Origin of the sequence: Microbacterium rhizomatis, from assembly GCF_008710745.1 — a bacterium.
Lineage (GTDB): Bacteria > Actinomycetota > Actinomycetes > Actinomycetales > Microbacteriaceae > Microbacterium > Microbacterium rhizomatis.
The window spans coordinates 109,065-121,622 of the sequence record NZ_VYSA01000005.1 but is presented as its reverse complement, the minus strand read 5'-3'; the positions used below and the strand labels follow the sequence as shown (position 1 = coordinate 121,622).

The following is a 12,558-nucleotide window of genomic DNA, read 5'->3' as shown; positions in this document are numbered from 1 at the left end:
GTCATGCTCGCACACCCCTGACACCGCGACTCCGGAGATGTTCCCGAAGTGCGAGCTCTGAGGTGGTTGGGTGGTCTCATGAGTGAATACACCGTGGCCGACCACCTCCTGGACCGCCTGGCGGAGGTCGGGGTCCGGCATCTGTTCGGGGTGCCCGGCGACTTCACCCTCGGTTTCCTCGACCACGTCGAGGCACATCCGCTCATCGAGTGGGTGGGGTGCGCGAACGAGCTCGGCGCCGGATATGCGGCCGACGGCTACGCGCGACTCAACGGATTCGCAGCGTTGAGCACCACGTTCGGGGTGGGTGAACTGTCGGCGATCAATGCGGTCGCCGGGAGCTTCGCCGAGCACGTGCCCGTCCTCCACGTGGTCGGGGCGCCGACCACCGCGACCCAGGCGGCGGGGCGAGCCACCCACCACTCCCTGGGCGACGGCGACTTCGCGCACTTCGCACGCATGACGGCCGAGGTGACCGCTGTCCAGGCCGTCCTGTCGGGGGCCGATTCGGCGGCGACTTCGACGGCCGAGATCGACCGGGTGATCACGGCGACGCGCGATCGCCGCCTGCCCGGGTACCTCGTGATCCCCGCCGACGTCTCCGAATTGGCCGCCGAGCGCGCGACCGGGCCTCTGCCCGAGCATCCGTCGATCACCGATCCTGCGGTGCTCGACCGCTTCCGCTCCGCGGTCGCTGAACGGCTCGCCTCGGCGCGGAGCATCGCCGCGCTCGCCGACATCCTGGTCGCACGTCTCGACGCGCAGGACGCACTGCACCGCCTCCTCAGCGAGGGCGTGCGACACGCCACGCTTCTGTGGGGCAGGCGCGTGGTCGACGAGTCCGCGGCCGCGTACCTCGGGTCGTACCTCGGCACGGCGAGTGACACGGCCGTGCGGACCGTGATCGAAGATTCCGACGTGCTCGTGATGGCGGGCGTGCAGTTCACCGATCTGACGAGCGGCTTCTTCTCGCAGCACATCGATCTCGGCCGCACGATCGACATCCGCGGTGAGTCGACCCGCATCGCCGACGAACGGTTCGAACCGCTCGCGATGGCAGACGCGCTGGATGCCGTGACCGCCGCGGTCATCGACGCCCACGCCCATCTGCAGCTGGTCCACCCCGCGACACCGAACGTCGCCGCCGAAGCGGGGCGCGAGGCCGCCCTCGATGCGAGGCTGTCGCAGGCGACGCTGTGGCAGCAGGTCACCGCGTTCCTGCGCGCGGGCGACACGGTTCTGGCCGACCAGGGAACCTCGTTCTACGGAATCGCCGGGCACCGGCTTCCGCACGATGTCACGCTCATCGGCCAGCCGCTGTGGGCGTCGATCGGCTTCACGCTCCCTGCGTTGCTCGGCGCGGCGCTCGCCCGCCCGGAGCGCCGACCGGTGCTCCTGATCGGCGACGGAGCGGCCCAGCTCACGATCGCGGAGCTCGGCACGATCCTCCGCCACCGCATCCCCGCGATCATCGTGGTCGTCGACAACGCCGGTTACGCCGTCGAGCGGGTGATCCACGGCCTGCAGGAGGAGTACAACGACATCGCCCGATGGGATTGGGTCGCACTCATGCGGGCGATGGATCCGGCCGGCACCGCGCACGGCGAACGCGTCGATTCGGTCGGCGCACTGGCGGCCGCTCTCGCCGCCGCCCGCGAGGCCGATGGGCTCACCCTCATCCAGGCTGTGACGCCCGCCGGAGACGTTCCGCCCGTGCTCCGCGCCGTCGCCGCGGCTGCGGCAGCTGCGAACCGCCCGGCAGCGGCGACGACAACCGCACGCTGAGGGCGATGCGCGAGTTCGGGAACGGAATCGGGATGCTGCTCCGCGGCTTCGGCTGGTGGCGCCGCCGGCCCTGGGTGATGGCGCGGGGACTCCTGCCCGCAGCGATCGTGAGTGTCGTGCTGCTCGGCGGCCTCATCGTGCTCGGCGTCGAGGCTCCGGCCATCGCCGACGGGCTGACGCCGTTCGCAGACGGCTGGCCCGGCTTCTGGTCGACACTGCTGCGCGTCGCCGTCGGCACCGCGGTCTTCGGTGCGGCGATCGTGGTCGCCGCGGTGACCTTCACGGCCCTCACCCTCATCGTGGGCGAACCGTTCTACGACCGGATCTGGCGGGCGGTCGAGACAGACCTCGGCGGAGCTGTGCCCGACGGCCGCTACGGGTTCTGGCGCTCGGTCGCCGACGGGCTGAGCCTCATCGCCCGCGGCGTGCTCGTCGCACTCGCGGCCGGGCTCATCGGGTTCGTCCCCGTCGTCGGCAGCGTCCTCGCCGCGATCATCGGCACGGCCCTGGCCGGGTGGCTCATCGCCGACGAACTGTCGTCGCGCGCCCTCACTGCTCGAGGCCTGGATGCACGGTCCCGGCGCGCCCTCTTGCGCGCGCACCGCGGCCGCGTGCTCGGTTTCGGCGTCGCGACCCAGCTCTGCTTCCTGGTGCCGCTCGGCGCGGTCATCGTGATGCCGGCGGCCGTCGCGGGGTCATCGCTCCTCGCGCACAGCGTGCTCGGGGAACCGGAACGGGTCGGCTCGACAGCATCCGGCTGACGACTGCCGACTCAGCGCGCCCCGCCTTCGACGGTGACGATGCGGTGATCATCGTCGTGCGTGAGCTCCGTGCGCAGGAAGTGCGGGTCGGTCGGCAGGTGCAGGTGGAAGCGCGGATACGCGACCACCCTCAGCTGCCCCACTCCGATGGTCGCCTCCAGCACATGGCCACCGACGCTCCGGTCGTCGGCCAGGAAGTGCAGGTGCAGCCCCGCGACCGTGATGCCCTGGTAGATCGACGGCGCCCAGAACCCGACGAGTGTTCCGCGGATGCCGGCCAGCTCGGTCTCGACCTGGTCGCGGGTGACGTCGGCGAGCGGCCGGTACGGATGCTGCTGCCGCCGCGTCACGCGGATCCGCAGCGTCGCGACCACACCGTCGACGCGCACGGCGTGGAACAGGTTGCGGCTGACGAGCTCTGACTCGATCGCGGCGGTCAGCGCCGGCAGGTCGGCGTCGACGACGTCGACGCCCGGCACGTCGCGCGACGGGCACACGTCGACGAACGGAAGGATGTCGTCGTCGGCCATACGCGCCGGCGGAGCGTCGACGGTGCATTCGTACACCGCGCCGTCGAGGATGATGACTTCGCCGCCGAGGTGCTCACAGCATCCGATCCCGAAATCTCCGCGATCGCGCACCTCCGCGACGGTGATGCCCGATTCATACGCCCCGGCCAGCAGCGCGTCGAGGACGGCGAACTGGGTCACCGCGTCGGTGGTCAGGTTCGTTGAGATCAGAAGTCCCAGTCTTCGTCGGACGTCGCCTCGGCCTTGCCGATCACGTACGACGACCCGGAGCCGCTGAAGAAGTCGTGGTTCTCGTCGGCGTTCGGCGAGAGCGCCGACAGGATCGCCGGGTTCACGTTCGTCACGGTCTCGGGGAACATCGCCTCGTAGCCGAGGTTCATCAGCGCCTTATTCGCGTTGTAGTGCAAGAACTTCTTGACGTCTTCCGTGAGGCCGACGCCGTCGTAGAGGTCTTGCGTGTACTGGATCTCGTTGTCGTAGAGCTCGTAGAGCAGCGAGAACGTGTAGTCCTTGATCTCGTCGCGCTCGGCCTCCGAAACCTTCTCGAGGCCCTTCTGGAACTTGTAGCCGATGTAGTACCCGTGCACGGCCTCGTCGCGGATGATGAGGCGGATCAGGTCGGCGGTGTTGGTCAGCTTCGCGTGCGACGACCAGTACATCGGCAGGTAGAAGCCCGAATAGAAGAGGAAGCTCTCGAGCAGGGTCGAGGCGACCTTGCGCTTGAGCGGGTTGTCGCCCTGGTAGTACTCCATGACGATCTGAGCCTTCTTCTGAAGGTTCGGGTTCTCGACAGACCAGCGGAACGCCTCGTCGATCTCCTTCGTCGACGCGAGCGTCGAGAAGATCGAGGAGTAGCTCTTCGCGTGGACCGACTCCATGAACGCGATGTTCGTGTAGACGGCCTCTTCGTGGGGGGTGATCGCATCCGGGATCAACGACACCGCGCCCACCGTGCCCTGGATCGTATCGAGCAGCGTCAGCCCGGTGAAGACGCGCATCGTGAGCAACTGCTCGTCGGGGGTCAAGGTGTTCCACGACTGGATGTCGTTGGACAGCGGGATCTTCTCGGGCAGCCAGAAGTTGTTGACGAGCCGGTTCCACACGTCGACGTCTTTATCGTCCTCGATGCGGTTCCAGTTGATCGCCTGCACACGGTCGACGAGCTTGAGCTTCTCAGGGGTCATCAGAATCCTCGGTCTAATTTGTTGTCGATCACAACATGCAGCTGACGCACTCGGACATGTCCGTGCCCTCGAGGGCCATCTGCCGCAGGCGGATGTAGTAGATCGTCTTGATGCCCTTGCGCCACGCGTAGATCTGCGCCTTGTTGATGTCGCGCGTGGTGGCGGTGTCTTTGAAGAACAGCGTCAGCGACAGTCCCTGGTCGACGTGCTGCGTGGCCGCAGCGTACGTGTCGATGACCTTCTCGTAGCCGATCTCGTAGGCGTCCTGGTAGTACTCCAGGTTGTCGTTCGTCATGAACGCCGCCGGGTAGTACACGCGGCCGAGCTTGCCTTCCTTGCGGATCTCGATCTTCGACGCGATCGGGTGGATCGAGCTCGTCGAGTTGTTGATGTACGAGATCGATCCCGTGGGCGGGACGGCCTGCAGGTTCTGGTTGTAGATGCCGTGCTTCTGGATGCTCTCGCGCAGCGCCGACCAGTCCGCCTGGGTCGGGATGTGCTTGCCGGCGAACAGTTCCTTGACCTTCTCGGTCTCGGGGACCCAGGCGCGCTCGATGTACTTGTCGAAGAACGTGCCGCTGGCGTACGTGGAGTCTTCGAACCCGTCGAAGGCCTCGCCCTTCTCGATCGCGAGGTTGTTCGACGCGCGCAGCGCGTGGAACAGCACGGTGTAGAAGTAGATGTTCGTGAAGTCCAGGCCCTCTTCCGACCCGTAGAACACGTGCTCGCGGGCGAGGTAGCCGTGCAGGTTCATCTGGCCGAGGCCGATCGCATGCGAACGGTCGTTGCCGTCCTCGATCGAGCGCACCGACGCGATGTGGCTCTGCTCGCTCACCGCGCTGAGCGCGCGGATGGCCGTCTCGACGGTCTGACCCAGGTCAGCAGCATCCATCGACAGTGCGATGTTCATCGAGCCGAGGTTGCACGAGATGTCTTTGCCGATCTGGGCGTACGAGAGGTCTTCGTTGTACGTGGTCGGCGTGTTCACCTGCAGGATCTCGCTGCAGAGGTTCGACATGTTGATGCGGCCCTTGATCGGGTTCGCCTTGTTCACCGTGTCTTCGAACATGATGTACGGGTAGCCCGACTCGAACTGGATCTCGGCCAGCGTCTGGAAGAACTCGCGCGCGTTGATCTTCGTCTTCTTGATGCGCGCGTCGTCGACCATCTCGCGGTACTTCTCGGTCACCGAGATGTCACCGAACGGCACTCCGTAGACCTTCTCGACGTCATACGGCGAGAAGAGGTACATGTCTTCGCCGTTCTTGGCGAGCTCGAACGTGATGTCGGGCACGACGACACCGAGCGACAGCGTCTTGATGCGGATCTTCTCGTCGGCGTTCTCGCGCTTCGTGTCGAGGAAACGCATGATGTCGGGGTGGTGCGCGCTGAGGTACACCGCACCGGCGCCCTGTCGAGCGCCGAGCTGGTTGGCGTAGCTGAAGCTGTCTTCGAGGAGCTTCATCACGGGGATGATGCCCGAGGACTGGTTCTCGATCTGCTTGATCGGGGCACCGGCCTCGCGGATGTTCGAGAGGAGAAGGGCCACGCCGCCGCCGCGCTTGCTCAGCTGCAGCGACGAGTTGATGCCGCGCGAGATCGACTCCATGTTGTCTTCGATGCGGAGCAGGAAGCACGACACGAGCTCGCCGCGCTGCGCCTTGCCCGAGTTGAGGAACGTCGGGGTCGCCGGCTGGAAGCGGCCCGAGATGATCTCTTCGACCAGATCGGTGGCGAGCTTCTCATCGCCGTCGGCGAGGCCGAGGGCGGTCATCACGACGCGGTCTTCGAAACGCTCGAGGTAGCGCTTGCCGTCGAAGGTCTTCAGCGTGTAGCTCGTGTAGTACTTGAACGCGCCGAGGAAGGTCTCGAACCGGAACTTCTTCGAGTACGCGAGGTCGTTGAGGCGCTGGATGAAGTCGAACGAGTACTTCTCGAGCACGGCGCCTTCGTAGTACTGCTTCTCGACCAGGTAGTCGAGACGTTCCTTGAGCGAGTGGAAGAACACGGTGTTCTGGTTCACGTGCTGCAGGAAGTACTCCCGCGCGGCGCGCTTGTCGGCGTCGAACTGGATCTTCCCGTTCGCGTCGTACAGGTTGAGCATCGCGTTGAGCGCGTGGTAATCCATGCCCTCGAACCGCGCCTCGTGCTTGAAGTCCCCTGTCGCCGTGCCCGTCGTCACGGTCTCTTTCACTGCAGCTTCCACCATCGTTCCAATCCTTCGCTCACGCGATCCACGTCTTCGGGCGTGCCGAACAGCTCGAGCCGATACAGGTGCGGCACGTGGCACTTGCGGCTGATGATCTCTCCGGCGAGGCAGAACGCCTCGCCGAAATTGGTGTTTCCTGCGGAGATGACTCCCCGCAGCAGGGAGCGGTTGCCCTCGTCATTGAGGAAGCGGATGACCTGCTTGGGAACAGCGCCCCGCTCTTCGCCCCTGCCCTGTCCCCCGCCGTAGGTCGGAGTGACGAGCACGAACGGCTCGGTCACCCGGAGCGGAGCATCCCCCGCGTGAAGCGGGATCCGCAGCGCGGGAGAACCCGTCTGCCGCTGAGGCTTTGCGTTCTGAAGCTTTTCCACGAAGCGTGCCGTGTTGCCCGACACGCTCGAGAAATAGACGATCAGCGGCGCCGCGGCCTCCGCATCGGCGACCGCGTGACGCTCTGCCACCACGGTCGCCATGGGGATCAAGCCAGGCGGGCGGCGAGCTCGTCGATCTTGTCGGGACGGAAGCCCGACCAGTGGTCTTCGTCGGTGATGACGACAGGGGCCTGCAGATAGCCCAGTGCCTTGACCTGCTCGAGCGCGTCAGCGTCCTGCGACAGGTCGTGGATCTCGTACTCGATGCCCTTGGAATCCAGTGCCCGGTACGTCGCGGTGCACTGCACGCAAGAAGGCTTGGTGTAAACGGTGATGGTAGCCATATCGACCCTTCTCTCCCCCTCAAATCCTGATGTTCACCGGCGAACCCCCGCCGGGATAGCAATACTACATATGGGTACCGACGTTGGATAGCACCACAAGGGCTAGTAGTTACATCGGTGTCATTTTGCACCGCTCTCCCCAGATACAACACAGGTTGTCCACCGTTTCATCCACAGGCGGCGAGATCGCTTCGAACCTGAAAAAACCCTGAATCACCGGGATTTCGGATGCTGCGACAGCATCCCTCCACAGGCTCACACGCTAGAGCCACCCACCGACACGCAGCCCCTGTGGAAACTGCCGTTCTGTGCGCGCCCGGCGTGTCGCGGCGTGTCGCGGCGTGTCGCGGAGCGCGCCCCGTACGGATAGCGTGGAGCGGTGGCGGCATCGGCGGGGTATCGGGATCTGCTGCGCACAACCGGCGTGGCCCGGATCATCGCGGCGCAGCTCACCGCGCGGTTCCCGAACGGCATGACGAGCCTCGCGCTGCTGCTGTTCATCGAGCACGTGACCGGCTCGTACGGCGCGGCCGGCCTGGTGCTCGCGGCGACGTCGGTCGGGCAGGCGATCGCAGGGCCGGTGACCAGCCGGTGGATGGGCGTGTGGGGCATGCGGCGCGTGCTGACCACGACGCTCGTCATCTGCGCGCTGTCGATCACGACGATCGCGCTCGTGCCGATGGCACTGGCCGGCTACATGGCACTGGGCGCCGTGGCGGGGCTCTCGACGCCGCCCGTGCAGTCCGCGGTGCGCACGATCTATCCCAAGATGGTCAACTCGCGCCAGCTCACGCCGTTGTTCTCGCTGGACGCCTCGCTGCAGGAGATCATCTGGATCGTGGCCCCGGTCGTGATCACGCTCGTTGCGACGCAGGTCGGCACGGTGCAGGCACTGCTGCTGATCGTGGTGATCCTCATCGGGGGCGGATCGTGGTTCATCCTCTCGCCGGAGGTCGGCCGGGTCCGCATCCCGCGCAGCCGGCGGAGCCTGGGCAAGGTGCTGACCAAGGCGCCGGTGCTCCTGGCGACGGTCATCGGATTCCTCCTGATCGGCGCATGCTCGGCCGTTGAGGCGGGGGTGGTGGCGACGTTCGGCCACGGCGGGCTCGAGGCGGGCATCGTGCTCGCCGTATTCTCGATCGGCAGCCTCGCCGGCGGTCTCACGTTCGGGCACATCCCGATCGGGCGCTGGGCGATGGCCCGACGTCTTGCCGTTGTCACCGTGGGCCTCTCGTTCACGATGATCTCGTTGAACGTCTGGTGGATCGGCGGCACCCTGATCCTCGCGGGCATCGGCATCGCGCCCGCGCTCGCGGTGATCTTCGCGATGACCTCGGCGAGCGTGAAGTTCAGCGAGACGCCGGAGGCCTTCGGCTGGATCGGCACGGGTCAGCTCATCGGCGCCGCCGCCGGATCGGCGATCGCGGGGTTCCTCATCGACGGCGTCGGGCCGCAGGGCGCGTACTGGGCCGCTACGGCATTCGCGTTCGTCGGTTTCGCCGTCGCCGTCCTGTTCGTGCGCGGCTTCCCCGATCTGCGCCACCGCGACGCGGCCCCGATCCCCGACACCGCTCCGATCGGCACCGTCCCCTCGTGACGTCATTCCGGGCCGCTTGAGGCACCGGGCGGTTCGCGGCGCCGCCGCAGGACGCGTCGTGACAGGTGAGAGGCCCTGGCGGAGCCGATAGCAGGGGCATAGCAGCCGCATAGGCGAGCTTGGTGTCGTGGAGCCATGACACGCGAACGAGACACCCCCACGCCGCGCGACACCGACCCGCGCTGGCTCGACGCGAACGGCGACCCGATCGACGAAGACCACCGCGGCCTCGTCTACGACGTCCAGACGCTCGTGAACCGCCGCCGCGCGCTCGGCATCTTCGGCGGCGTCGCGCTGACCTCGCTCCTGGCCGCCTGCGGCGCCACGGCGGAGGCCCAGACGACGCCCACCGCGACCGCGACCGCCACACCCACACCGACTCCGACGCCCTCGAACACGCCGTCGGCGACGGCCGCAGCATCCGGCCCTCTCACCGCCGTCCCGGACGAGACGGGCGGCCCCTACCCCGCCGACGGGTCGAACGGCGTCAACGTGCTCGACGACTCGGGGATCGTGCGCAGCGACATCCGTTCGAGCTTCGGCTCGTCGACGACGGTCGCGGCGGGCGTGCCCCTCACGATCGCGCTCACGGTGCGGGATGCCGCGACCGGCACCGCCCTCGCCGGGAAAGGCGTCTACCTCTGGCACTGCGACCAGAGCGGCAACTACTCGCTGTACAGCAAGGGTCTGGAGAACGAGAACTACCTGCGCGGCGTTCAGGCGACCGACGCCAACGGCACCGTGACCTTCACCTCGATCTACCCCGCCTGCTACTCGGGCCGCTGGCCGCACATCCACTTCGAGGTGTACGACGATGTCGCGACCGCGGTCGCATCCGGCCCGATCGTCAAGACGTCGCAGATCGCCCTCCCCGCCGAGGTCGACGACACGGTGTACGCCACGAGCGGGTACGAGCAGAGCATCCGCAACCTCGCGCAGATATCGCTGCAGACCGACAACGTCTTCGGCGACGACGGCGGCATCCACCAGATCGCGACCATGTCGGGCTCGGTCGCATCCGGCTACACGGCCGCCCTGACGATCGGGGTCTGACCGGCCTCAGCGCAGGGCATCGAATGTCGGATAGTCGCGCCGGTGTCGGCGAATATCGGCCAGATCCTCCGACATCCGACCGATTCTCCGACGATCGAGCGGGCGCTCAGGCGATGCGGCGGAGCAGCTCCAGCACGGCGAGCGCGTAGGCATCGGCGGGTTCGGGATGCTCGAACACGAACGTCTCGCCTCGCACCTCGACCTCGACCTCGTAGGTGTCGGCGAGGCGCCGCAACGAGCGGAAGCCCGACCTCAGCAGCTCGCGCAGCTGGCTCTCGTGCGGCAGCCAGAGCGCGTCCTCGAGCGCGACCGAGTCCAGCGCCCACTCGGTCGTGCCGTTGAACGAGAGGATCTTGCCCGTCGAGTACTCGCGCGGCTCGATCGTCATCTCGCTCACGGTGAAGACGTCGGCGTCGAATTCCGGTTCGTTCAGCTGGAACCGATCGCCCGAGCGCGGATGCCACACCAGGCCCGCCGCGCGGAGCGCGAGTGCCGATTCCGTTGAGATCATGCCAACCATCATCGCCCGGATGCCGGGGCGCTCGGCGCGCTCGTACGCTGGAGGCATGACGGCACCCCTCACTCTCCCCCGCCTGTCGTGGGGCGATCCCTCCTCCGCGCGCCGCGCGCTTCTCGTCCACGGCCTGGGCTCGAACGGCGCTCTGATGTGGCGGTACGGGGTGGCGCTCGCGGATGCGGGCTGGAATGCCGTCGCGGTCGACCTCCGCGGACACGGGGTGGGGCCGCGGGCGCTGGACTACTCCATCGCCGCGTATGCCGCCGACGTGGCGGCGACCGCGCCGGGCGACGGGGGCGCCTGGGACCTGGTCGTCGGGCACTCCCTCGGCGGTGCCGCCGCGGTCGTGGCCGCGGCGGAGCATCCGTCCTGGGCGCATCGCCTCGTCCTGGTGGACCCGGCGATCAGGCCCACCCCCCGTGACCTCGAGATCGTGCGTGCGAGCCAGCTCGAGACGTTCGCCGACCCGAGCGAATCTGCGGTGCGGGCTGCGCACCCGGGCTGGCACGAGCACGACATCGAGATGAAGGCCACCGCTGCGCACCAGGTCAGCCGCTGGGCGGTGGAGCAGACCAGCGCGCAGAATCAGCCGTGGGACGTCACGGCGGCGGCCGGCGCCCTCGACGTCCCGACGCACGTCCTCGGCTCCGACCCTGCGGTGTACAGCATCTACTGGGGCGAGCGCCTCGACGCGCTGCGCGCCGCTAACCCGCGTATCGACTATTCGTTCGTGGCGGGCACCGGCCACTCCCCGCACCGTGATCGGCCCGAGGCCACGATCGCCGAATTCCTGCGGATCCTCGAGGCCTGACCCCGCGGCTTCCGCGCAACCCGGACATCCGAGAGGACCAAGGGGCCCGCGATGCGCCCAGATCGCACCACAGGCCGACTCCTGCACCATCCATCCTCCGAGATGTCCGGTCTGCGCCGCACACCTCGGCCCCGAACCGGCCACTGGCTTCCGACCCGCGGGAGAATGAGGGGGTGACCGACTTCGACCCGACCGTGTACCTCCCGGACGACCTGCTCGAGCGCATCCGCTCCCGTGCCGCCGTGCACGACCGCGACAACACCTTCCCCGACGCCGACCTCGCCGAGCTGACGGCGGCGGGCTACCTCGCGATCCTGGTGCCCGAAGACCGCGGAGGCCCCGGGCTGAGCCTTGCCGAGGCATCCGTGCTCCAACAGCGCCTCGCCGGCGCCGCCCCCGCGACGGCGCTCGCGATCAACATGCATCTCGTGTGGACGGGTGTCGCGAAGGTGCTGCAGGACCGCGGTATCGACGACCTCGCGTTCGTGCAGACGGGCGCCGCGGCCGGCGAGGTGTTCGCCTTCGGCATCAGCGAGGCCGGCAACGACCTCGTGCTCTTCGGGAGCGATACGGATGCTGCGCCCCGCCCCGACGGATCGTACGCGTTCACCGGCACGAAGATCTTCACCTCGCTCTCTCCGGTCTGGACCCAGCTGGGCCTGCACGGCCTGGATACGACCTCGCCCGATGCGCCGCGGATGGTGTACGCCTTCGTGCCCCGCACCGACGAGGTCGTCACCCGCGACGACTGGGACACCGTCGGCATGCGGGGCACCCAGAGCCGTACCACCGAGCTGCACGGCGCGATCGCTCCGGCGGATCGGGTCGTCCGCCGGATCGCCCCGGGCCCCAACCCCGACCCGATCGTCTTCGGCATCTTCAGTGTCTTCGAGATCCTGCTCGCCTCCGTCTACACCGGCATCGCCCGGCGCGCGCTCGACCTCGCAGTCGAGACCGCGGGCAAACGCACGTCCAAGCGGACGGGGAAGCGTTACAGCCAAGATCCCGATATCCGCTGGCGCATCGCCGAGATGGCCCTCGCCTACGACGCCCTGCCCCCGCAGCTGAACGCCCTCGCGAGCGATGTCGACGCGCGCGCCGACCACGGCGCCCGGTGGTTCTCGCTGCTGTCCGGCATCAAGCACCGCGCCGTGACGATGGCCAAGGACGTCGTCGATCAGGCCGTCTTCGTCGCGGGCGGCTCGTCGTACTTCGCATCCAGCGAGCTCGGCCGCCTGTACCGCGATGTGCTGGCCGGGATGTTCCACCCGTCCGACCCCGAGTCGGCGCACTCCACCGTCGCGTCGGCATGGCTGGGCCCCCTCGAGTCCTGACGAAACGTCGGAGGATCGGGCCGATGTCGGAGGATTCTGGACGAATCCCCCGACGTACGCAC

Annotated in this window: 12 protein-coding genes; 6 read left to right on the top strand and 6 right to left on the bottom strand. The window is 67.7% G+C overall.

What is annotated here, in order from left to right; all coding sequences use genetic code 11:
- Nucleotides 1-78: 78 nt before the first annotated feature.
- Nucleotides 79-1,785 (top strand): alpha-keto acid decarboxylase family protein, encoded by a 1,707-nt coding sequence (locus F6B43_RS17660; RefSeq protein ID WP_150450328.1) that lies wholly within the window; start codon nt 79-81, stop codon nt 1,783-1,785.
- Between the two features lie 5 nt (nt 1,786-1,790).
- Nucleotides 1,791-2,546, top strand: coding sequence for an EI24 domain-containing protein (locus F6B43_RS17655; RefSeq protein WP_150450327.1), 756 nt, complete (start codon nt 1,791-1,793; stop codon nt 2,544-2,546).
- A gap of 11 nt (nt 2,547-2,557) precedes the next feature.
- Here F6B43_RS17655 and budA read toward each other — a convergent pair whose 3' ends face one another.
- Genes budA through nrdH form a run of 5 tightly spaced genes read right to left on the bottom strand, consistent with a single transcriptional unit; the run spans nt 2,558 to nt 7,184 of the window.
- The gene (gene budA, locus F6B43_RS17650) at nt 2,558-3,256 is read right to left on the bottom strand and encodes an acetolactate decarboxylase (RefSeq protein WP_246160038.1); all 699 of its coding nucleotides are present in this window, start codon (nt 3,254-3,256) and stop codon (nt 2,558-2,560) included.
- A 26-nt stretch (nt 3,257-3,282) separates the two neighbouring features.
- Nucleotides 3,283-4,260, bottom strand: coding sequence for a class 1b ribonucleoside-diphosphate reductase subunit beta (gene nrdF / locus F6B43_RS17645; RefSeq protein ID WP_150450325.1), 978 nt, complete (start codon nt 4,258-4,260; stop codon nt 3,283-3,285).
- A 28-nt stretch (nt 4,261-4,288) separates the two neighbouring features.
- Nucleotides 4,289-6,469 carry a class 1b ribonucleoside-diphosphate reductase subunit alpha gene (gene nrdE, locus F6B43_RS17640; protein WP_150450324.1) on the bottom strand — a complete coding sequence of 727 codons (2,181 nt, stop codon included), beginning with the start codon at nt 6,467-6,469 and terminating at the stop codon, nt 4,289-4,291.
- A complete protein-coding gene (gene nrdI / locus F6B43_RS17635; RefSeq protein ID WP_150450323.1) occupies nt 6,451-6,942 on the bottom strand; it encodes a class Ib ribonucleoside-diphosphate reductase assembly flavoprotein NrdI in 492 nt (163 codons plus the stop codon). Before nrdI ends, nrdE begins: the two co-directional genes overlap by 19 nt.
- A 5-nt stretch (nt 6,943-6,947) precedes the next feature.
- Nucleotides 6,948-7,184, bottom strand: a complete 237-nt coding sequence (gene nrdH, locus F6B43_RS17630) for a glutaredoxin-like protein NrdH (protein ID WP_150450322.1) — start codon at nt 7,182-7,184, stop codon at nt 6,948-6,950.
- Between the two features lie 433 nt (nt 7,185-7,617).
- Here nrdH and F6B43_RS17625 point away from each other — a divergent pair, with 433 nt between their 5' ends.
- Nucleotides 7,618-8,781 carry an MFS transporter gene (locus F6B43_RS17625; protein ID WP_150450418.1) on the top strand — a complete coding sequence of 388 codons (1,164 nt, stop codon included), beginning with the start codon at nt 7,618-7,620 and terminating at the stop codon, nt 8,779-8,781.
- A gap of 135 nt (nt 8,782-8,916) precedes the next feature.
- Nucleotides 8,917-9,834, top strand: a complete 918-nt coding sequence (locus tag F6B43_RS17620; RefSeq protein ID WP_150450321.1) for an intradiol ring-cleavage dioxygenase — start codon at nt 8,917-8,919, stop codon at nt 9,832-9,834.
- A 106-nt stretch (nt 9,835-9,940) separates the two neighbouring features.
- On the opposite strand, the gene F6B43_RS17615 is transcribed toward F6B43_RS17620, so the two are convergent.
- Nucleotides 9,941-10,345, bottom strand: a complete 405-nt coding sequence (locus F6B43_RS17615) for a pilus assembly protein CpaE (protein ID WP_150450417.1) — start codon at nt 10,343-10,345, stop codon at nt 9,941-9,943.
- A 55-nt stretch (nt 10,346-10,400) separates the two neighbouring features.
- Between F6B43_RS17615 and F6B43_RS17610 the strand changes: the two genes are divergently transcribed.
- Both F6B43_RS17610 and F6B43_RS17605 read left to right on the top strand, forming a co-directional pair.
- Nucleotides 10,401-11,162 carry an alpha/beta fold hydrolase gene (locus tag F6B43_RS17610; RefSeq protein WP_150450320.1) on the top strand — a complete coding sequence of 254 codons (762 nt, stop codon included), beginning with the start codon at nt 10,401-10,403 and terminating at the stop codon, nt 11,160-11,162.
- 173 nt (nt 11,163-11,335) lie between these two features.
- Nucleotides 11,336-12,496, top strand: coding sequence for an acyl-CoA dehydrogenase family protein (locus tag F6B43_RS17605; protein ID WP_150450319.1), 1,161 nt, complete (start codon nt 11,336-11,338; stop codon nt 12,494-12,496).
- The last annotated feature ends 62 nt before the right edge of the window (nt 12,497-12,558 follow it).